16 protein-coding genes are annotated in these 21334 nt (G+C 48.4%); 1 reads left to right on the top strand and 15 read right to left on the bottom strand.

Going from position 1 to position 21334, the window contains the following annotated elements; translation table 11 throughout:
- Nucleotides 1-19 precede the first annotated feature (19 nt).
- The 6 genes from O6D90_RS04325 to pgaA form a co-directional block, all read right to left on the bottom strand.
- Entirely contained in the window at nt 20-292 is a 273-nt protein-coding gene (locus tag O6D90_RS04325; protein WP_016157396.1) for a GNAT family N-acetyltransferase, read from the bottom strand.
- Between the two features lie 11 nt (nt 293-303).
- Nucleotides 304-534, bottom strand: a complete 231-nt coding sequence (yjdI, locus tag O6D90_RS04320) for a 4Fe-4S mono-cluster protein YjdI (RefSeq protein ID WP_016154303.1) — start codon at nt 532-534, stop codon at nt 304-306.
- Nucleotides 535-615: 81 nt separating this feature from the next.
- Nucleotides 616-1122, bottom strand: a complete 507-nt coding sequence (gene pgaD, locus O6D90_RS04315) for a poly-beta-1,6-N-acetyl-D-glucosamine biosynthesis protein PgaD (protein ID WP_016157397.1) — start codon at nt 1120-1122, stop codon at nt 616-618.
- Nucleotides 1119-2453 carry a poly-beta-1,6-N-acetyl-D-glucosamine synthase gene (gene pgaC, locus O6D90_RS04310; protein ID WP_016157398.1) on the bottom strand — a complete coding sequence of 445 codons (1335 nt, stop codon included), beginning with the start codon at nt 2451-2453 and terminating at the stop codon, nt 1119-1121. The genes pgaD and pgaC overlap by 4 nt, the downstream gene beginning before the upstream one ends.
- Nucleotides 2450-4471: a poly-beta-1,6-N-acetyl-D-glucosamine N-deacetylase PgaB gene (gene pgaB / locus O6D90_RS04305; RefSeq protein WP_218731563.1), complete on the bottom strand. Its 2022-nt coding sequence runs from the start codon at nt 4469-4471 to the stop codon at nt 2450-2452. Before pgaB ends, pgaC begins: the two co-directional genes overlap by 4 nt.
- Nucleotides 4472-4480: 9 nt before the next feature.
- On the bottom strand, nt 4481-6943 hold the full coding sequence (pgaA, locus tag O6D90_RS04300) for a poly-beta-1,6 N-acetyl-D-glucosamine export porin PgaA (RefSeq protein WP_016154307.1): 2463 nt from the start codon (nt 6941-6943) through the stop codon (nt 4481-4483).
- 961 nt (nt 6944-7904) lie between these two features.
- On the opposite strand from pgaA, the gene O6D90_RS04295 reads away from it, so the two are divergent.
- Nucleotides 7905-8441, top strand: a complete 537-nt coding sequence (locus tag O6D90_RS04295; RefSeq protein WP_016157400.1) for a GNAT family N-acetyltransferase — start codon at nt 7905-7907, stop codon at nt 8439-8441.
- A 228-nt stretch (nt 8442-8669) separates the two neighbouring features.
- Here O6D90_RS04295 and vexE read toward each other — a convergent pair whose 3' ends face one another.
- From vexE to tviB, 9 genes are read right to left on the bottom strand one after another with little or no spacing between them, the layout of a single operon-like run.
- On the bottom strand, nt 8670-10652 hold the full coding sequence (vexE, locus tag O6D90_RS04290; RefSeq protein WP_016157401.1) for a Vi polysaccharide transport protein VexE: 1983 nt from the start codon (nt 10650-10652) through the stop codon (nt 8670-8672).
- Between the two features lie 19 nt (nt 10653-10671).
- Nucleotides 10672-11976 (bottom strand): Vi polysaccharide ABC transporter inner membrane protein VexD, encoded by a 1305-nt coding sequence (gene vexD / locus O6D90_RS04285; RefSeq protein ID WP_016157402.1) that lies wholly within the window; start codon nt 11974-11976, stop codon nt 10672-10674.
- A gap of 22 nt (nt 11977-11998) precedes the next feature.
- Nucleotides 11999-12694, bottom strand: coding sequence for a Vi polysaccharide ABC transporter ATP-binding protein VexC (gene vexC, locus O6D90_RS04280; RefSeq protein ID WP_016157403.1), 696 nt, complete (start codon nt 12692-12694; stop codon nt 11999-12001).
- A 25-nt stretch (nt 12695-12719) separates the two neighbouring features.
- Entirely contained in the window at nt 12720-13514 is a 795-nt protein-coding gene (vexB, locus tag O6D90_RS04275) for a Vi polysaccharide ABC transporter inner membrane protein VexB (RefSeq protein WP_016157404.1), read from the bottom strand.
- A 9-nt stretch (nt 13515-13523) separates the two neighbouring features.
- The gene (gene vexA, locus O6D90_RS04270; RefSeq protein WP_016157405.1) at nt 13524-14591 is read right to left on the bottom strand and encodes a Vi polysaccharide ABC transporter protein VexA; all 1068 of its coding nucleotides are present in this window, start codon (nt 14589-14591) and stop codon (nt 13524-13526) included.
- Nucleotides 14592-14636: 45 nt separating this feature from the next.
- On the bottom strand, nt 14637-16373 hold the full coding sequence (gene tviE, locus O6D90_RS04265; protein ID WP_016157406.1) for a Vi polysaccharide biosynthesis glycosyltransferase TviE: 1737 nt from the start codon (nt 16371-16373) through the stop codon (nt 14637-14639).
- Nucleotides 16373-18868, bottom strand: a complete 2496-nt coding sequence (tviD, locus tag O6D90_RS04260; RefSeq protein WP_085951077.1) for a Vi polysaccharide biosynthesis protein TviD — start codon at nt 18866-18868, stop codon at nt 16373-16375. The genes tviE and tviD overlap by 1 nt, the downstream gene beginning before the upstream one ends.
- 29 nt (nt 18869-18897) lie before the next feature.
- Entirely contained in the window at nt 18898-19938 is a 1041-nt protein-coding gene (tviC, locus tag O6D90_RS04255; RefSeq protein ID WP_016157408.1) for a Vi polysaccharide biosynthesis UDP-N-acetylglucosaminuronic acid C-4 epimerase TviC, read from the bottom strand.
- Between the two features lie 2 nt (nt 19939-19940).
- A complete protein-coding gene (gene tviB, locus O6D90_RS04250) occupies nt 19941-21218 on the bottom strand; it encodes a Vi polysaccharide biosynthesis UDP-N-acetylglucosamine C-6 dehydrogenase TviB (RefSeq protein ID WP_016157409.1) in 1278 nt (425 codons plus the stop codon).
- Between the last annotated feature and the right edge of the window lie 116 nt (nt 21219-21334).

The raw sequence follows: 21334 nt of genomic DNA, 5'->3' as shown, positions 1-21334 counted from the left end.
TCCGGCGCACGTAAGATTATCAGGCGCGAATATCGTCGTACTCGCGGGTTTTATCAAACTCATGTTTGGCAAACGGGCACAGCGGAATAACTTTGCGGTTTTCGGCGCGCATTTTCTCCACCACCTTCGCCACCAGCAGTTTACCGACCCCCTGGCCTTTCAGACTGGGGTCGACATCGGTATGTTCAATGATGCTCAGATGCTCACCCGTCGGCACGAAGACAATCTCGGCAACCTGATTGCCTTCGGCATCGTTAACATAAAATTTGTTGTGGCCTGCAAGAATTTCCATGGTCCCCTCACTCATTTCTGGCGATATTTCAGCGCACCGCTCGGACAGGTATCAATCACTTTAATGACCGTCGCGACATCCACTTCATCCGGAATGATCCACGGTTTACGCTTCAGGTTAAAAAGCGCTGCGCTTCCCCGCACGCAGTTGCCCGAATGTTGACATATCGCCGTATTGAAGTAGACGTCAATCTTCTCACCGGTATAGGCCCGGTAACCGGCATCCAGTAGTTCCTTATCCACGACATTGCCTCGCATTTTTTTATTGTCTGGGTCTAATCATAGACCTCTGCGAGCTGAAGGAAGCAGCTGAAAGTAGAAATATCACTCAGGCCTTTTCTGCCACGACGGCTGCGGCTCTGGCGGAAAATACTCCAGCATCGCAGGCGTCGGCGGCGGTAGACGGTTATCGGCGATATCCCTGTCCACATCGATATGACTGATTTCACCACTTTCATGATGGTGAACCGTCAGCACCCGCGCTTTGTTCAGTTCTGTCACCAGTTCCCGGGTAATACGTAAACTTTCCGCCAGCTCATGATCTTCCAGTCCGGGCCTGCGACTGCGACGTTCCACCCGAAAACGAAACTGGTTGTACTTCGCCCAACCAATCAGCACCAGTCCGTTGACCAGCGCGACAAGGATGTAAAACGTGACCGTATCCAGCGTGGTGAAAAAGGGTCGCACGCCTATATAAGGTGAGTGCGCCAGAGCGGTGATCAGCCCTTTATAGATCAAATATAAAAAACCAACCCAGGCAAAAAGCGTTAACAGCACGTCAATGATGCGCGGCAGCAAACGCTGCTCCGTAAAGATCAGCGGCTGGCTCATGATTCGATCCTCCCTATTCCACGATCGGGACTCACCCAACGCGCCCTGCCGCGTTTGCGTTTGAGCATTACTTTCGGGAAAGCGACCAGCGTGGTGAACAGGCTTAGCATCCAGTACACCACCGGGAACCAGATAATCCAGAACAACGACGCGCCAATGCCTTTTTCATAGCGCCGCTCAATCATCAGACTCACCGCAAACTGCAGCAAGCACACCACGCCGAGGATTAGCCCAGTAAAGGCCGGCGGGAACAGATGTTGTACATACAGCGAGTCCGGCATCGGGATCATCAGCCCTAACAGGAACAGCACGATACTGATCGCATAGGCAAACGCCCAGGTGGTAGAAAAACAGAACTCAAAAAACAGCGGCCACATACGGCGATATTCCCATGACCACAGGCGGCGCATGTTCACGATAAACACCTCCGCGCCGCCTTGCGCCCAGCGCAGTCGCTGCTTCCATAGCCCTCTTAACGTTTCAGGCATCAGGATCCAGCACAGTGCGCGCGGCTCAAAGAATATCGACCAGTGGCGCAATTGCAGCTTCCAACTGATATCGATGTCTTCGGTGATCATGTCCGGGCTCCAGTAACCGACCTCGGCCAGCGCGCGACGACGAAACGCAGCAACCACGCCGGAAACGGTAAAGATCTGCCCATAAACTCGCTGAGTGCGCTTAATCAAGCCGATAATGGAAGAAAACTCCCCGACCTGCACCCGACCGATTAAGGTGGAGCGGGTTCGAATACGTGGGTTCCCGGTCACCGCACCGACGCGCGGGAACTGGATAAGCGGCGCCACAATATAGGCAACGGCATCACGGTCCAGTAACGCATCGCCATCAATACACACCAGGTAATCACTGCGCGCCGCTGCTGCCCCGGTCTTGAGCGCCAGCGCTTTGCCCTGGTTTTCAGCCAGATGAATCACCCGCAGACTGGGGTATTCCACCGCCAGTTGTTCCAGCACGTCGAGGGTGTCATCCGTTGAACCATCGTTGATGGCAATCACTTCAATATTTTTATATCGCTGCGCCAGCGCGGCCTCAATGGTTTCACGCGCATTGATCCCTTCGTTAAAACAGGGGATCAGAATGGAAACCAGCGGATTCCCCTCCAGCGTCGGTGGCGGTGTGTCATCTCCCCATTTCCAGTGACGCTCACGGTAGAACCAGAAATAGACCCCGCCGCTTATCCACAAAGCAGACATAAACAAGGGCCAGAAGAAGACGAAGTTCAACATCACTTCACCTGTAAAGATGACAGCCACGCCAAACGGCAGGCTGAACATCAGGCAAAGTATCAGGAAAGCAATTATGCGATCGGTCATTTTTGCGGGTACCAGTATGAGGAGAACGTCGAGCGAATCTCTGACATCTCAGGTTTGTCGCTGATGAAATCATCCGGGTAATAGCCGTAGTTTCCTGCACCGCTTAATTTCAGCTGGCGCATCCATTCGGCTATTTTTTTTCCGCTGATTTCAGCCTCGTCCCCGGATTTACGCCAGTCTCGTGCCTGTAGTTCAAACACGGTTTTGTCCAGCGCGCCGGGCGTTTGTGCAACGGCATTCACTAATCTGTCGAGCCAGGCGTTGGCATCATTAGCCGGGATCTGCTCCATGAAAGGCATCGCCATTGGTGCCGTCCAGTCATAGGTATTGAGGAAATCATTCAGGTTCTGCGCAAACCAGGCTTCACTCTCCGGCTCCAGTACCGGCATCGCGTAAATATTGCGCGCCGTTTGCACCTGCGGACCGCGAATATTACGCACCGCCTGGGTCAGTTGTTTGGTGAAGTCGATCAGCACCTTACTTTTCAGTCGCGTCCAGCGCTCGAACGCCTGGGGATTGCTACGGATTTGCTCAATGCTTCCGGGAAGCCCTGCGGCGCGGTAGGCAGCCAATGCCTCCGGTGACGCGTCTTCAAAGTCCGTCAGGAAAGCATCGTCATGGAACAAAATCCCTTTGAAGCTGGCGTGTTTGGCCAGGTCTTCATAGATTTCAGTGATGCGCTGACGCGCTTCGCTGCTCCAGGGGGACAGACGGACATAGTTCTCGCGGTTGATCGCTGTACGTCCCGTTTTCGGATCCCAGGCGGTTACGCGTGGGATGGAAGCGTCGAGATCGAAAGCCAGAACCGGCATCCAGGCATACACCGTCACCCCTGCCCGCGTTTGTAACTGCCAGGAGATATAGTTAAAGAGGTCGGCACGCATCGGCAACCAGCGGTTAGGGAAATAGAGCTCGCGAATATTTCCGTCGCCCTGCGGATCGGCGTAGGCCTGCAGGAAGACATGAGAAATACGCATGTCATAAACGCGCTGGATAAGTTTGTCGATGTTTCGCTTCTGCTGAGCAGGGTCCTTGTCATACACGTAATCCAGATCGACATGCATCACGCGCATCGTCTGCGGTTCACGTACCTGAGCGACCTGGCTGGCAAAGCGCTTAAGAGAGGGGTTATCAGAGATTAGCACGCGCGGGATGTCATCAAGAAACGCGGCATTCGCCAACCCTTCGTTGAGCGTGAAGGCCATCTTATAGCCATGCTCTTTAGCCAGGTTTAACGTTGTGCCATTGGCCGCACCGTAAGGCCAGACCCACGCGCGCGGTGATTTCCCGGTCACCGATTTGATCTTGTTGGTGATGAGAGAGATATCCGCGTTTATACGGCGCGTGTACTGTTCATCCGTTTCGTAAGTGCCGGTTTTCTTATCATACAGGCGGTTCGCCACCGCCGGTTCTTTACTTCCCTGCGGGTTGGCTTGTGCACCGAAATGCGAATTCCAGGTGTGCGCACCGACTTCCACCAACGGTGATTTGCCCATCTCTTCGACCATTTTCCAGGTGGCGAATTTATCTCGCGCCGTCATTAAGCCACCAAAATCGACTTTTTTGTTGGCGGGAGCATCAACCCAACTCCCCACCGGCGCCCAGAGCGCAGGCCAGTTATAGGCTTTCAGCAGCGGCCAGACGCGGGTATAAAAACTGCTATATCCGTCATCAAAGGTGAGTAATACCGCTTTTTCCGGCAACACGATTTTACCGTCATGGGCGTCCAGGATTTGCTGCACGCTGATCGGGTTATAGCCATTATCACGCAGCCAGGCCATTTGGTCGCTCAACGCGCTGGTCCGCACAGAAAGATAGCGCTGGTCGGCGGCACCATCCTCGACATCGTGGTAGCCGAGCACCAGGAAGCTATTTTTCGGCCACGGATGATCCGCCGTCAGCGGCGTTCTCTCTGCGGGAGGAACGTAGCGAGGCGTTGTATTGTGCGCGCTACTGCACGCGGTAATCATCAACCAGCCAGCGATTAATGCGCTAAGCCACAGGCATCTTTTCAGCATGAACAATCCTTAAAACCTGACATTTAAATCGAAAGCGAGGGAGATATTCCGCTCACGTTTACCGTCGTAGGGGCGTTTATCCCAAATCAGCATCACCCCGCCATCTACGACGTTGTTCCATTTGAGCCGTTGTCCGTATCCCACCTGAACGATGGCACCAGCGTCCTGGCCTTGCTGCCAATAGCCACCTACGCCAGCCAGACCTTGCTGCGTCCACACGGTGTCATAATGGCGGTAAAGAACCTGCTCCGCGCTCAGACCAGGTACCACGGAAAAATCACTCTTCGGGTTGTAATACGGCACATTCTCTTTGGTGTTGGTGCTCCCGCCGATGCCCGGGGTAAAGTCCAGGGTGAAGCGCGGCGTTGTCCACATGCGCTCTTTTCCGCTGAGTCCGTATTCGATGCGATCGTTACCATCTGAGAAATGTGATGCGGCAAACGACAGTTGATATTCACGTCGTTCGTTTTGATACCAGCGAACAAACATATCGCCGCCGTTGGCATACACGCCGCTACGCAGCGCGCGCAGTGGCGTATTACGCGACAAGCGCTCGGCCGAACCGCCTACGCGCCAGTTGTCATTGAAGTCATGCCAGCCGGAAAGACGACCGCCAATTTTCTGACCATCGCCATAATTTCGGCCAGAGACTTCCATTTCTGCCCAGTAGTCGCGGGAAGTCCATTCCGCCCCTGCCGCCAGATCGCGGCTGATGCCTTTACCTTCCTCAAATTCGCCAGTAGCAAAGTTGAATCCAGTAAACAATCGCCAGTTGTCGTTAATTGGCGGACTGTAAATGGCAGTATTGATGTTGAAGTCATTCTTACCGCTGACCGGGCTATCGGACGAGATCCCTTGTGTGCCGCTAATGCGCACTTCCGACATTTTGTGGACATCACGAATACGCGCGAGGCGTAGCGTCGCTTCATCATCCGGGCTACGAGCAATGACATCATCCGTCAGTTCATCGGCCTGCCTCCATTCCTGGAGATCCAACGCAACATAAGCCTGCTGACGTTCCAGTTCCAGGTTACTTGGCTCAATCACTTCCGCCAGCTTCAGCTCTTTCTCCGCCGCATGCGGCAAGCCACGCGCTTCAAGAACGGAGGCATAAGATATGCGCAGCCCCTGGTTACCTGAACCTGTTCGCGCCAGATGCTCTGCGAGCTTTTCAGCCTCAGGTAGTTCATTGGCAGCAATATAATATTGCGTCAGCATCGACTGTCCGAGCAGCCAGTTATCGTTAGGCTGTGGCGTTGGCGAACCATAGATGCGTCGCAGGTACGGACTCTCTTTGATTAAGTTTTCGGCCTGTTTTTTAGCGGCATCAAAGTTTTCATTATCGATATGCGCGTAGAACAGATCCTGTTGATCCTCAGGACCAAGCGGCGTAACGGGAATCGGTCCATTCGGGTAGTAGATGCTCATCAGCATCGCTTCGGTTTTTTCTGGCTGGCGTTCGCTTAACCATGCCGATGCTACCCAGCGTTTTGCGTAGTTTGGCACTTCGCCGCTCGCAGAAAGCGATTCGTATTCCTTAATCACTTCAGACGTTCGCTTACGAACCAGCAAAGCCCCCATGCGGTCAATTCTCGCCCGACGGACATCATTCTGCGCGGATGGCTCATCCTTCCAGGCAGCCAGCAACTGGTCATAGCGGGCCAGCGCTTTATCCGCCACGATAAACCGCTCTTCTTCATTACGTGCAGACGTATAGGAGGAGCGTACCATTTCGGCGGCCGCATCAAGCTCAAGGCGGCGCTTCACAGGATCTGCCGTAGGCACTACCTCCGCCATATTTAAGGCGGGTCCGGAAACACGGTTTGCTGACAGAGCAGACAGCAGCGTAGATTTTGCATTTTTGTTGCCAGGATCAACGTCATCCGCCTGGCTGGCAACCAACAGCGCGTCCCAGTTTTTTCCCTGAGAATGATATACGTAGGCAAGTAGCGCATCGGAGTCAGCACCCGGATGTGCCTGTGCCCATTTATTCGCTTCAGTAAGGGCTTGCTGATTGTAGCGAGCATCTGCCAACGTCATTATCCAGCCGGTGCGTACGTCAACGTTGTCAGGCTCTTCCTGTAAAACGCTTTCCCATACCGCCAATGAATCATTCCAGTTTTTCTGGTTACGGTACGCACGTGCAGCGGCGACTTTGCCGCGCGCAGGCACATCCATCTGCCCACGATAGCGCTGCCAGATTTCAATAGTGGCTTTATCGTTGTTATCAACCCAACTGGAAACTTGCAGCCAGTCGGCAACCTGATTTGGCGTTAGCGCGCTTTGCTTTCCCTGATCCTCTAGATAACGCAATAACGGTGCACTATTACCACCCCGCGCTTCAATAACCAAAGCGTCATAATCTGATGTCGCTGCAGAGATTTGCATAGGGAAAAGAACGCTTGCCGTAAATAAACAGCTTAAAGACTTAAAACGTTTAATGAAGTTGGCATGTCGACGCATACTTAACATATCTGCCCTTATAACTTACATCAGAGTAAAAATAAGCGTTTTCAATATATTACAGTCAGTTACTTACGATACCCGACCATGTAAGATGCAATGCCGCTTATTTTGCAATAGGGTTATGAAGCAATTAATTCTTTCGTCTTATTGACTACCCGCGCCTCGCCCTCTAATCGTGGGAAAGCAGGCGTAAACTCGAAAATTTTATCACTCAGCGTAGTTCGTGGCTATGCGATACGAAAACTCTTAGACAAAAAAGTATTTTAGACTAAATAATCCTAATACTCTTGGGATTGAATTCTGGATTTAGATTAAGTTTGCATGACGAAACCTTGTGACGATGATAACTATTGCTGGTTGGCATAGCTACACCGCGCAACTGTTTGCATGATAACTATTGTGTGCGGATAGAGAAAGTTCTGATAATAATGCCCCTGATAACAACAAAGATAACAATGTAAATAATATAACCTAATTTTAAGTTTCGAACAGGGTCGATAAAATGAAATTAAAGGTACAGTCATAAGCAGAACTAAGTACAGTAAAAAAAACAGTAAAAACCCAATAAAATCAAATGACTTCTTGACCTATCCTAGAAATCTACCAAAATTGGTATTTTGGTATCCGCCATAATACGTGCGCGAAGAATTGTGCATTGCTCAACTCGCTAAAGTATTTACCAACCTTGCGTATTATTGACAGTATCAACCACACCCCGTTTACCCTTACAATTTGAAAGCTTATTTACATTGAAAATAATTTATATACCCTAAATAATTCGAGTTACATGAAGGCGGCAAGTGAGTAAATCCCCAGGAGTTTAGCGAACTATGTGACTGAAGTGAGCTAGCGTAGCCAAGGTACATGCAGCTTAAAGAATGACGGGTATAGACACATAATTTTTTGCACTTACCTTCCCTCCAGCCTTTGAGGTAATTTGGACAAAGATGCCAATGGGAGCTGGTCAATGAAAATCGTTAACGCTGAAAAAAAACACATCCCCGCCATACGCGATATCTACGCCCATCATGTTAATCACGGTACCGGCAGCTTTGAAACTGACCCGCCGGATACCCGCGAGATGCAGGATCGTCTGGAAAAAATCCGCAGTCTGGGACTGCCATGGGTTGTCGCATTGCAAGAAGATAAGGTCATCGGGTATTGCTATCTCACCCGTTACCGCGAGCGTTATGCCTATCGCTATACCCTCGAAGATTCGATTTATATTGACCCGACGGCACAGCGTCAGGGGGTGGGAAAAGCGTTGCTACGCCATGTAATTGAGTGGGCTGAAACGCAGGGTTATCGGCAGTTGATCGCTATCGTCGGCGACAGCAATAATCAGGGATCGCTGAAAGTCCATCAGCAGGCCGGATTTACGAAAATAGGTACGCTGACGAACATTGGATTCAAGCATGGGCTCTGGCTTGATACGGTATTAATGCAACGCAGCCTGGGTACAGGTAACAGTACGCTACCAGCGGATTTCGATGCCGCTATTTAACATTGCTAAGGGATGACTTCAGGATACTGTCTTCTGGTAACCCTCAGACAAACAGAACCACAATCAGGTATAACGTAGCTATTATATAATTCTACGTTTTTCAGCTCGTTAGAACGAAAAAAGCACCCGAACGTTAATGAACGGATGCTTTCTAAATAGAATAACTCAGTTTTACTTAGCGGGCGGCCCCGCCTGGTGCGCCAAAGGCATCACGGGGCAAACGTCTTTTCAGCCCGAAGATGTTTCATCCCTGCGCGTGATATTTCGCCAAATCCCCCCCGACAGTCTCAGATTTTCAGGCCCGCTATTCAGGATTTGGGTTACACATTTCAGGTAATTGTCTTTCCAGCGCTCAATAAAAGAAGACTGGCTTTCGAACCTCTGCGGATCGACCATTTTCTCCAAAACAAAATGGATGCGCCCGTCTCGCCACACCGGAACACCAAATACGGTGGGTAAGTGCATTTTCCAGGCAAGTCGAGAGCAAAAGGTGGAGTAGGTAATCTGCTGGCCGAAAAAGTCGATAGTCGGCGCGCTCAAATTCAGCGCGCCGTCGATCGCTACAACAAGCGACTGCCCACTATGTAAGGTCTGTATGCAGGCCCTGACCACGTCCGCTTCGCTTTTGTCACTAACCGAAATCAACCGCTCACCGTAGCCCCCTTTGAGCACGCCAGGCGTGGAAGCCACCCATTTACTGTTCATTTCCAGCAAGGAGAGGATCATCGGCCCGGCATACATTGCGCCCATATGAGCCGATACAACAATGCAACCACGCTTATCGAGCTGCAGCCGTTGGAAAAACTGCTCGACATGCGATATATCGGCCAACCGATACATCGGTTCGTCGGCCTGCTCTCCACGGCATTCAAGCCAGTCGAGGAGATAATTATCGGCAAGATACCCCCACTTCGCCCGGCGTTCCCATTCATCGCGCTCGATACCGGACTGTCTGCCGGCAACTTCCCATGCCCAGTCAAGGCGCTCAGGCGGTAGATTAACGGCAGATATTTGCCCATCAAGCGCCAGCAGCCCCTCTTCGAATGACTGAGGCAGATGGCTTGCTCTGGCCTGAATATAGTGCTCAAAGACGCTTTCCGCTTCGCTTGTTTTCCCCGCCTGTAACAACGCCGCCGCGGCATAACGGTTCCATTTACTGGTCGCCCCTTTTTCCCTTGCCAGTTGTACAAACTCATCGCTGGCAGCAGCGTATTGCCCAACCTGGCGCAGTGCTCGGGCATACATGGCTCTGACATAAGGAAGATCAGGATGAGTCGCGAGCGACTGCTGCAGTAACGGAATGGCTTTCTCATTCTGACCCGTTCTGATTAAGGCATCGGCATACAGGGTCACGATCCGTAAATTATCAGGGTTAAATTGCAGGGCATGACGCCAATGCTCAGCGGCCTGAAGTTTCGCTTCCCGGCTGCGACCGGATTGATAGTAGGCAAGCCCCAGGCTACGACGCAGCGCCGCACCATCCAACCCACGGGCTAATGCGGACTCCCCAGTCTGAATGGCTTCCTGATATTTACCGACAGCGCACAGCGTATCAACCGCCAGCCCCGCCGACTCCTGGCTTTCTAACACGAAGAAAGGGAGCAATGCGCGGGCCAGATCATGATCTTCTGGTAGGCGGCTTTTATTTAAGAAACGGAGGCAGGTCTCAATCATATCTCCCCGCGGGGGAACTTCCTGCGCCTGTGTTCTGGCCAACGAGATTGCCTGTAACTCTTTATCCACCAGCGTCAGGCTGCGCAGATGGAGGGCAAAAATTTTGCTATTGCCCGAAAAAGCGAGCCATGCCCGCTCGGCTAAGTCAGCAACAGTCGCATATTGTTTACTCTTAAGCAGCACGCTTGCGACCAGCAGGACATCCTCCGGCTGGCACATATTCACCGCCAGCAGTTTGTTAACCACCTGTAGTACAGCGTCCCGATGATGTGATGCCAGCGGCGAAATAACCCAGCGTCGCAATAAATCACGGCTATTCTTTGCCGTCAGCACACGGTCGGACAACAAAGTCAGCGCGGCATCTGTTTCATCTTTACGCAAACACGCGATAGCGAAGAGAAGAATGTTTTGCTCATTTCCAGCACTATCTCGTACTTTTTCGGGATGCTGACCGAAATAGTGACATAGCCCCTCCCAATCCTCTTGTTTGAGCAGGGTGGTTGGCGATATTTTTTTACATGTAGAGTGCAAGTTCATCGTATTTCCTTACTCCGCCTTATTCACGCATCCGCCTGATGGTTATCAGGAGAGAAGTCACCAGGTACGCGATGCCCAGCAACACGAAGAACAGTAACCACTTTGTTCCATCGGCATAGCGAGTGGTGTCAGACACCACCATCGGTTGAGAAATGATCAGCAAATACCGTCTCTCACGTAGCGCTTGAAGCTTCCCTTGCTGTAAGGTCTGCAAGGCAGATTCCCAGCGTGTTTTGGCGATCTCACTCTGCAGGCGAAGATCTTCAAACAGGGACAGACTTTCTGAAGAACCTTGCGACCCTAACTTATTTGACAGGCGGTTACGTTGTTCGCCGATCTGCTTTTCCAGGACCTTGATTTTGGCCGACAGGCGAGGAATAAGGGGGTTCTGATCCAAACCATTAGCCATTAATTGCGCGTATTCCGCTTTCGCCTCCGCCAACTGCGTTTCAAAGCCAGCAATTAATTGATAAATCGCGGTCACGGTTTCCTGCGGTTCAATATCTTTCTGTATATGCTGTATTTTTAGCAATTCAAGCCGAGCGGCCCCCAGATTTTCCTGGGCCGATTTAACATCGTTTTCCAGCCATAAAATCCGTTCCTGCTGCATCCGCGCTGAAACGGTATTAACGTGCTGTTCAGCAAAAGCCAGAATGCGCTGGGCAAAAAACTCAGCCTGTTTCGCACTCCGCGCCTTGACGTTTAAACGCAGCATGCCCTGTTGAATATCGACAGCAACCGAGACTTTCGATAAATAGTAACGATAAGGATCATCATTAATACCCAGCGGCGCGTGGTAGCGGGAAAATAATGCGATATCGTCTTGCGCGAAATAAGATAAAAAACCGAGCTCTTTTTCCATCCGCTCCATCATTTCTTTCGAAAGTATAAACTCGCGAACCTGAAAGCCCTCCGACATCTCATTGCCTGCACCAAAGAAAGCTGTTCCAGAAAAATTATCCTGGCTGGCATCAGTTTGCACAATAAAGGTAGCATCCGCGCTATAAAAACGCGAAGTTAATAGCCACGACATAAGCATAATAACCAGCAGCGGCAAAGCAATATAAAGAAAGAGCCGACGTAGCGATTGTTTGGCTTGCTGAACACGTCGCTCTTTAATAACCAATGACGCTCTACGGACGGAATCAGCATCCGTCGCGGACCACCCGGCGTCTGGGCGATGATGACTTTTCGCATCGGCCGTTTTTTCCGTCTGGCGAAGGGCGCGTTCATTCTCTTTTTGTTGTAGTCGCGAGGCTCGGCTTTCTTCTGCTACCTTCGCCCTTTCCTCTTTCCATTTTTTAATACGTTCTGAATTTTCCACACTCTATCCGTATATTTTCTAATTATATATCAAAGGAATAATCATCAGTTTGAATCGTCGCCTGATTTGACTGATATTGTTCAAAAAGCGCAGATGCTTGTGCTAAATCTTCACACATCGTAATTTTTCCATGCAGCAGTACGCCAAACGCATGACAGTGTTCTTTAATAAGCCGAGGGTTGCGCGTTAGCACAATCAACCCTTTCTGTTGCAGCTCATAAGCTAGTGCCGCCTGCATACGCAACTGTGTGGCATTATCCCCGGTGTACAGCTTGTCATCGGCAATATAAAGGCGGCAGGGAAGCAGTAAATTAATGGCAAATGCCAGATGCGCTTTCATCGTGACAGAATATTCACTCACCCTGTCGGTATAGCGCTGTTCAAGCTGGGTCAATTGATAGCAGAAATGTGAAAATTCATCGCCATCCAGGCCATAAAGACTGGCCATCATGCGCGCATTCTCTTCGCCGGTTAACCCCGGCAGAACAAAAGCATTTGCCCCCAGTGGGAGCGCATCACCCCGTAGCCCAATAAAATCCCCTTCATCAGGAGCATCTATACCGCACAGCAATCGGGTTAGCGTCGTTTTGCCTGAACCAGGGGCCGCCAGAATACCGATATGCTCATGGTAATCCATGACAAAATCTGTTTTATCAAGGACCACCCGCGGGCCCTTATCAGACTCAAAATAGCGTGTACAACCTAATAAACCGAACACGAACGCGTCTCTCCTGAAGCTAAAGTCAGTGATTTTCAGTGTCACAAATCAGGTGAAAAATGATGCCCGCGAGGAATAACGTTGCGGAAAATGCCAGAGGGTAAAGAGGTTCAAGGTACAAGGAGTTATACCCCTCAAACATTCCTTCTCTGACTATCTCATTAGCATGAAGTAGAGGGTTCCAGCTGAATATGCTTAATAATGAATAGGGCAATTCATTCGCCGTATAAAAGACAGCTGAAATCAAAAACATCGGTCTTAGCACTACAGGAACGGCTTTGTAGACCAGCGGAAACCGTTCAGACAGTGCGTCACAAAAGTAACCAAACGATAATCCCAGAAGCCATGCGATAACCATCCCTTCAAAAATCAGGATCGGTTTCTGGGCTTCCCAACGGGAAAAGATAAGAAAGTTAATTAATGAAACAATAATATAAATGATAACCGCATTAACAAATTCGACTGCGGCAAGAGCAAAAATCACATGTCTTTTCTTAACCTGCGAGACAACCGCCAACGATGTAAAGAATGAACGGGTGCGCATGGTTGCGGTAATGGTATAACGAAATAACAGATACGGTAATATACCTGCAATAACAAAGCTGATATCGTCAGTGAATATTGGCACGATGCGATTTAAATATTGAAAAGAAATAACGGTAATGGTTATCCATACCAATGGTACGGCCAGCACCATCATATAGTTTAGCAAATTACCGTTATAGCGTGTTTTGATATCGCGTGACATTAACAAAATGATTAACTCACAGACGGTAATGAGTTTCATAAAATAATAAGTATTATTTTTCAAAATATTCATATGGCGACGTTAGAAAGAATTAGAGCCGCGGATCAAAAAGCTATCGAATGCGGCTTTCACCTTAGCGAAATCAGTCAAAGAGGCGTTCGAGATATAGATAACATCGCCATCTTCCACCCGCATGGCCTGTGCTAAAAACACCGAGTCAGGTTGGCTCATATCGACATGATAGATATTCAGCTTACGCATCTGCTGTTTCGCCTGTTCCGCTTCGTCATGCTTATACAGAAAAACCGCCTGCGGATCGGCAAGATTGTCGTTTAATCCTTTCGCCAGCGCCAAAGCATCCACTACGCTGGAATGACGCTGAACCAGAGCATGTTTCCCCTGAACACCCGCCGCGCCGAGCACATTAACATACTCGGTCACTTGACGCAGAGTGATACGGTCATCCGGCTGTAAGACAATATCCAACCCGGGATACTGATAAATATCTGACAGTCGCGCATTGAAATAATGCTGCTGGCGCGTCACGTGAACTTCCATCATCTCTGCGCTGGTATTTTCTACTGCCGCCGCCGTTGCCAAAAAATGACTAAGACGATTCATACTCTGTTCGAGAGGGTAGCGACCCGTTTTCCCGCTGCCCTCGACCGTCACCATGGCTCCGGTGCGGGCGGTAAGCGTCACCAGCACCTGAGGATTCAGGACAACGCGCGAAAGTCGCTTTCTGATCTCTTCAGCCAGTTGTGTCACATCCAGCCCGGTAACCGGAATGATCCCGGCATAAGGCACCTGAACGATATTACCGTCAGTCACAAGAATATTTTCAAAATCCGCCCGGTCGCCGCTCGCGTTATTGGATAAATACCCCGCCCCGCCCGAGGATAAAATAGTGATATGCAGCACATCGCCTTTAGCCAAAGAGGTCCAGTGCCAATTATTTTGGGCAAAGACCGGATCGACAATAGTTTTCGGCACAGTATCGGCATCACTCAGTTTTAATGTCGGTGTGACTTCAACCAGATGATAATGAGGATCGTCCTGATTAATCAGGCTGGATTTAAATACCGCCCTGGGAATAGTGCATCCCGAAAGCAGAAAAAAAGTCGTTAATAATATAATAATTTTTTTCATAACTTATTTTATAAATGAAATAGCTGAAAAAATGCTGCCCATTAATTAACGAGGCTGAGAGGCAATGGTTTGTACAAACGTTCCCACCATATGTTCCACGGTGAAGCGTTCTTGTAAAAATGACTGCGTCTGTTGGCAAATACCGGTTCTGCTGCGCCATAAATTGACCAACTGTTCTGCATAGCGGCAAGCCTGGTCAAGATTGACCGTCTGTGCATCATCAAGAATGAAACCCGAAACACCCTCAATAAAGCATTCTGCCGATCCACCTGCAGGGGTTGAAATCACCGGCACCCCGACCATTTGTGCTTCAATGAGCACATTGGGTAGCCCTTCATAACGCGAAAACAAAATGAATACGTCCATTTTTTGCAGCCAATACCCCACGTCACGCGAGACGCCAACGAATAGTATTCTCTCCAGAATCCCCAACTGTTCGGCGCGTTTCTGCGCTTCAGCGCGCAAATCACCATCGCCTACCAGCACAAAGCGTGTGGCGGGGTGGTGCTGTAAATAGCGTGCTGCAAAATCAATCCATGCAAAAGGGTTCTTATCGCCTACAAAGCGGAAAACGCCACCAATAGTCGTGTCCGCATCCTGTGTTTTTTGCGTAAACTGCTGCCAGATTTTATGTGGCACCTCAGAAGAGGGTTCGGTAGATGGCGGTAAGACGCCGTTATATACAACCTGGAAGTGCTTCGCCTCCAACTTTAGCCAGTCGGCATAATGGCGGGTCACACAATGGTTGTTACTCATAAAATCAACGCCAGGCACGACCGCCAGCGCCTGGTAGAGAGGCTCATATTCCGGCTTGAACAGACGCTTTCTCACCACCGGCGGTAAGCCACGTAATCCCAGCTGAATTCTGGGCACGCCAGCAATCAGCGCTGCAAGCGCAATCATCAGACAAGCGCCATCCTGCCAAACGGAGAGATAATCCAGCTTGCGCTCGCATAAGTGGGGGACCAGATGCTTGATACCGTAGTTACACACCGGCGGCAGATGAGAGAGCAATAAGCGCAACTCCGGAGATTCTATTGTCGCATCGTCAAAGAAGTTTCCGGTAATCTTCGCGATTTCAAGCACCTCGACCTGTTCTTCCAGCACTTCTTTCAGGAAAAAGTCTTGCCTGAGTTCCGGTGCCAGGGAGCGAATAATGAGCTCTACCGGCTCTTCTACTTTCAGGCCGCCAATTTTCCCCTGTTGCCGATATTTTCTGGCGATCTCAATAGCCAGCCTGGAAATCTGACGCTCTGCACCGCCGCTACCTAGCGAGCCTGTACAGAGCGCAAGGCGACCAAAAGATCCGACGGGAAGCTGCCGCGGCTGACGATTTCGATAGAACAAGATGGCATGCTTCATTGCAATAATACGGGTGTTGGTTCCCACAGGGATCGCTTCCCCTTCAAGGCGTTCAAGCAAATCGCAGATCTTATTTATTTTGCCTAAATAATTGTTATATTTTTTCTGCACGCCGGTGCTAACCTTTTTAAGAATTAGCTGCGCATCTTTGGCTAGCCCCGTATTATATAAACGACGCGCATACTCATAACGCGCTTCATCATTGTTTTGTGCAATCAGCGTTTCGTAGAGAGCGTATGCACGCGCCGTTTCATTGAAATCATGAAGAAATTCTGCTTTTTTTAGCATCGCTAATGAAGTTAAAGCCTCAGCCGGTAATTCGCTGTCAATTAACGCAACAGCTTGCGCAAGCTTCTTCTCTTGTTTCAATGTTAAAAGCGTTTTCCCTAGCGCAGCTAACTTTTCTTCCTGCGTAATCATTACGACTTCCCTGATGTATTTTTTTGTAATGCGGTTATGCAGGTCGAGATCTGCCTTGTCACCGGCTCCGTTGGTCCATTCACTTTCTCCAGTCGCTGCCAATACTGCAAAGCCTGGGTGTAGTCGCGTAAATGCATTGCGTTTAATGCGGCATATTTCAAGGCATAGGCATTTTCACTATCAAAAACGAGTAATTTTTTCGCATAATCTAGATGTTCATAAGACGCGATAGTGCTACCGCCATCCTTCAGTGACTCATTAAATAATCTGATAATTTGCTTATATTCACGCATCAGGCGAGAAACATCAGGATCAATTCGTTTCAGGCTAATCAATACAGACAATGCTTCATCCAGACGCCCTTCAGTTTTCTTCTGGCGTACATATTTAAGGGCTCTGGTTGCAACATTGCGACACTCTTTCTCAAACAGCTCGTTCATCGAGGCATTCTGGAATGATGGAGAAATGCTCATGACGTTAGCAATCAAATCAATGAGGAACGGAATGTCGTTAATATGACGTATACTGCGTAACATAATCGACTGCAGGCTGGTAATATTCGAATTACGAATCAAGGTCATATGGGCTAACGTGCACGCGTCTTTCCAGGCACCAAGATTCACCAGCGTTCTTGCACAATATACGGTGCTAACGGGATCGAACTCCAGAAGTGGCCACACTATTTTCGCCCCTGCCAGGATATTTTCATAATCCTCACGCTCATACATTTCTCTTAATTTCTCGCGCCATGCCATTTTAACTTCATTATTAAAGCGAGAAATACGTGCATGGGGATAAACCATAAATGCAGAGTAGCTGTAGACCAGCGAAGTACTCAGTGAGACAAAATCATCAACCGAATGTAGCGACAGCGCAGTATTGTTCCATGCCTCAAAAACGTCGTGGAGTTTATCTTTATACGAGGTGCTAAGCGCCTGATGATAGCTCATATTCTTGATACAGAAAGCTGTGCGGATAACGAGACCGGTATCATGAATCGTCGACAATACCGTCAGCGCAAATTCTGACTCATGGCGGAGTAGCTGCTCGAGCGCATGCATGAAAATCAATTCATCACTGAATTTGATTGCCAAAGATAACGCTGTTTCCATAAACGCATCATTTAGGCGCTGCGATTGAATGCCGGCATGGAAAGCTTCGGAGAATGCGTTGCCATCATTGAAATATTGCGTGCTGCTCAGGAAATTAACCCATCCGCTTTGGGTTTCAGGATTCAATAACAGTACACGTTTCCAGTATTGATATGACTTATCAAACAGCTTTAAAGCATCGGCTGAGCCGGCGGCAACGGTAAGGACTTCTTCATCTTCAATTTCATTGGAAAGCATCATCTCGGCCGTCGATAAGGCTTCCCGCCAACGCGCTAATCCATGCAGAGACCTCAGCCGACAACGTAATGTACTGTCCGTCGTACCGATAATTTTCTCAACATCACTAATATCCTGATAAGCCTGTTCATAATAACCTAAACGGCTGAAGATTACGGACCGAAGTTGGATTAGAACAGGCTCTTGCTGCTGATTTCTTAATGCGGCAAAAAGTTGCTGTGATGCAGTAATAATGTCGCCATCGGCAAGCAGCTTAGTGATCGATAGGGTAATCTCACGTATTTGGTCCTGTTTCTCTTGTCGCCCCTCATCAAGATGATGATTAGTATTATTGATCACTCCCTTAAAAATAGCCGCAACGATCGCATCACCAAACATGTCGGTATAATGAGTAAGATCGTCGCCATTTTTTTCCAGGGCTCTTTTCTGTCCCCACTTTTCCATCAAATTTGTCGGATTAACGCAGGGAATATCCATCCTGGTGGCGATGGTCTCGACATTTTTAATCAACCGACTGCGGGACTGAATGACGGTTCCAGCACGAGTCACGGCATCAACATGGGTCATAAACATAACGCGATCGCGACCAAGCAGCTGAACGATTTCCATCATATCCTGTTCGATAGCATGCTCATCCATCTGCTCGACATTGATATTGCTTAATAAGGCACGATCGTCTTCCGACATTCCGGCAAAACAGGGATCGTCTTTGAGATAGGCCAGCAGTTTGTGTTGATTTCCTTGCGTGGCCAGCGACCAGTACACACGCGCCCGCTCTGTTTGGCTAAAAAACTCATAGAAATGACGAGTTAAATAATTTATTTGTAAGCAGAACCCATAGGCCATAATCTTCTTCTGACTTGAAATCTCAACGATATAGAAATCAGAACGACTATGAATGTCGGTGTTTGAATAATTTACGGCAGGTCTAAAAATAAAAGGCCGGACCTTTTCAGGAATATCTATCAAGCCTAAAATAAAACGAACCTGCTGTAATGCCTCGCTGCTTGTATGCGTAAAACCATATATTCTTTTAAAATTAGCCTTGAAATTAAAATAAGGCTGAGCTCGTTTTACCGGACTCACAATACGGCAACTACCAATGGCTGTAAGCGTAAACATCCCTGACGATTTCATTAAATTCATCCACGTGAAAGGAAAGTGAGTAGTTTTACTCAGGAATACAAAGCAGTCTTTTTATCGATATACCATTTTAGAGTCTGCTTAAGTCCTTCTTTGATATCAAACTCAGGCTCATATGAAAGAAATGTTTTTATTCTGGTAATATCTGCCTGACTATGCTTAACGTCACCGTCACGAAAATCTTTATAAATTGGTTCAGCACTAATTTGTTCGTCCCGCCATAAATTCAACCCATCGCGGATGAGATAATAAAGCTCATTTAGCGAAGTTCTGTCTCCAACAGCCACATTATAGATTTTATTTTTTGAGGCTAAATCATTAGTCGTTGCTGATAATAAATTGGCCTGAATCACATTTTCTATATAGCAAAAATCCCGGCTTGTTGAACCATCGCCATTGATATAAATTGGTTCATCTTTAAGAAGCGATAGTATCCAGCGAGGAATGACTGCAGAGTATGCTCCGTTAGGGTTTTGGCGGCGGCCAAATACATTAAAGTAGCGCAGGCCAATAGCGTTAAAATCATAGCTGCGAGCAAACACCTCGGCGTACAATTCATTGACGTATTTTGTAACCGCATACGGGCTTAATGGCCGGCCGATCCGGTCCTCAATTTTAGGTAAATCGGGATGGTCACCATAAGTACTACTGCTTGCGGCATAGGTGAAACCAGATACATGTGCATCTCTCGCCGCCGTCAACATATTTAAAAAACCATCAATGTTAGCGCTATTTGTCGTGATAGGATCCTGCAAGGAACGTGGTACGCTTCCCAGAGCGGCCTGATGTAAAACGTAATCGACATTCTCACAAACAGCCTGACAATCGGCAAACGACCGGATATCCCCATGAACAAAGGTAAACCGCGACCATTGTTCTTCACTGACAGCGGCACGCACATCCTCTAAATTATGTTGATAGCCAGTTGAAAAGTTATCCAACCCAATTACTGTTTGATTTAAATAGAGTAGTTCTTCTAATAATCCAGAGCCGATAAAACCTGCTACGCCAGTAATAAGCCAACGTTTTGGTTCAAGAACGAGTTGTATTTTTAATTCATCATAGGCTGTCATGATTATAACCTCACATCTGACTGCTCAGGCGAAAGGATATACTTCAAATCATAAAGCACATGTTTATCTTTTCCAAAGCCACGAATATCAGTACTCCCCATCTTCTTAAACTGCTCATGGCCAACGGCAACAATAATGGCATCATAAGAAGCCGCCTTGATTTCCGATACAGGTATAATCCCGTATTCCTCTTCGACTTCCTCAGCATCCACCCAAGGGTCAAAAATATCAACATTACAGCTGTAATTGCCCAACTCTTTTACAACATCGATAATGCGGGTATTCCTGATATCCGGGCAGTTTTCTTTAAAGGTGAACCCCAGAATCAGAACGTTAGAACCCTCAACATTAATCCCTTTTTTGATCATGGCTTTGATCAACTGTCCCGAAACATAGTTACCCATATTATCGTTCAGTCGACGACCCGCGAGGATAATTTCCGGATAGTAACCGATGCCCTGAGATTTATGAGTCAGATAATAGGGATCGACGCCAATGCAGTGACCACCAACCAGTCCAGGACGGAATGGCAGGAAGTTCCATTTACTTCCCGCTGCTCGCAGTACGGCTTCAGTGTCAATCTCTAATCGGTTAAAGATAATCGCCAATTCATTTACCAGCGCGATATTGAGATCGCGTTGGGTATTTTCAATCACCTTTGCCGCTTCCGCGATCTTAATGCTTTCCGTTTTGTACGTTCCTGCCGTGATGATCTGTCGATAGATCTCATCAACCAGACAGGCCGTTTCTGCAGTTGAACCTGAGGTAATTTTCTTGATAGTTGTCAGACGATATTTTTTATCGCCGGGATTGATGCGCTCTGGGCTATATCCGACAAAGAAGTCTTTGTTAAATGTCATCGCTGACATACGCTCAAGGATCGGCACGCATTCTTCTTCAGTACACCCTGGATATACCGTAGATTCATACACCACGATATCCCCCGGTCTCAGTACTTTGCCAACAGTTTCACTTGCCATAATCAAAGGGGTGAGATCTGGTTGCTTATAATCGTTGATCGGCGTCGGGACGGTAATGATGTAAAAATTGCATTCTCTGATTTCATCAATTGATGAGGTAAACGTCAGATGGCGAGCATCACGTAGCTCTTCTTCTGTGGTTTCGAGATTGACATCGATCCCTTCTTTTAGCTCGAGTATACGTTTATGATTAACATCAAAACCAACCACCTGGCGAATTTTCCCAAATTCAGCAGCCAATGGTAAGCCAACATACCCGAGTCCAATAATGGCAATTTTTACATCATCTTTGCTGATCATTACTGATAAGTCCCTTATTTAATAATTATTAACTTTAAATAAATCCCAGATGTTTTCTGGAACGCTACCGCCCCTGACGTTCTTAGCCAGCGTATCTATTCTTATCGAAATCACGA

This window comes from Citrobacter sp. 21OH12SH02A-Citro, assembly GCF_027919895.1.
GTDB classification, from domain to species: Bacteria; Pseudomonadota; Gammaproteobacteria; order Enterobacterales; family Enterobacteriaceae; genus Citrobacter; species Citrobacter braakii.
This window is presented reverse-complemented; position numbering and strand designations above follow the sequence as displayed.

Excerpts from the sequence above, each read along its gene's own strand:
- O6D90_RS04325 (WP_016157396.1), bottom strand. The coding sequence starts at position 292 with ATGGAAATTCTTGCAGGCCACAACAAATTTTATGTTAACGATGCCGAA.
- pgaD (WP_016157397.1), bottom strand. The coding sequence starts at position 1,122 with ATGAGCCAGCCGCTGATCTTTACGGAGCAGCGTTTGCTGCCGCGCATC.
- pgaC (WP_016157398.1), bottom strand. The coding sequence starts at position 2,453 with ATGACCGATCGCATAATTGCTTTCCTGATACTTTGCCTGATGTTCAGC.
- pgaB (WP_218731563.1), bottom strand. The coding sequence starts at position 4,471 with ATGCTGAAAAGATGCCTGTGGCTTAGCGCATTAATCGCTGGCTGGTTG.
- pgaA (WP_016154307.1), bottom strand. The coding sequence starts at position 6,943 with ATGTTAAGTATGCGTCGACATGCCAACTTCATTAAACGTTTTAAGTCT.
- O6D90_RS04295 (WP_016157400.1), top strand. The coding sequence starts at position 7,905 with ATGAAAATCGTTAACGCTGAAAAAAAACACATCCCCGCCATACGCGAT.
- vexE (WP_016157401.1), bottom strand. The coding sequence starts at position 10,652 with ATGAACTTGCACTCTACATGTAAAAAAATATCGCCAACCACCCTGCTC.
- vexB (WP_016157404.1), bottom strand. The coding sequence starts at position 13,514 with ATGAATATTTTGAAAAATAATACTTATTATTTTATGAAACTCATTACC.
- vexA (WP_016157405.1), bottom strand. The coding sequence starts at position 14,591 with ATGAAAAAAATTATTATATTATTAACGACTTTTTTTCTGCTTTCGGGA.
- tviE (WP_016157406.1), bottom strand. The coding sequence starts at position 16,373 with ATGATTACGCAGGAAGAAAAGTTAGCTGCGCTAGGGAAAACGCTTTTA.
- tviD (WP_085951077.1), bottom strand. The coding sequence starts at position 18,868 with ATGAATTTAATGAAATCGTCAGGGATGTTTACGCTTACAGCCATTGGT.
- tviC (WP_016157408.1), bottom strand. The coding sequence starts at position 19,938 with ATGACAGCCTATGATGAATTAAAAATACAACTCGTTCTTGAACCAAAA.
- tviB (WP_016157409.1), bottom strand. The coding sequence starts at position 21,218 with ATGATCAGCAAAGATGATGTAAAAATTGCCATTATTGGACTCGGGTAT.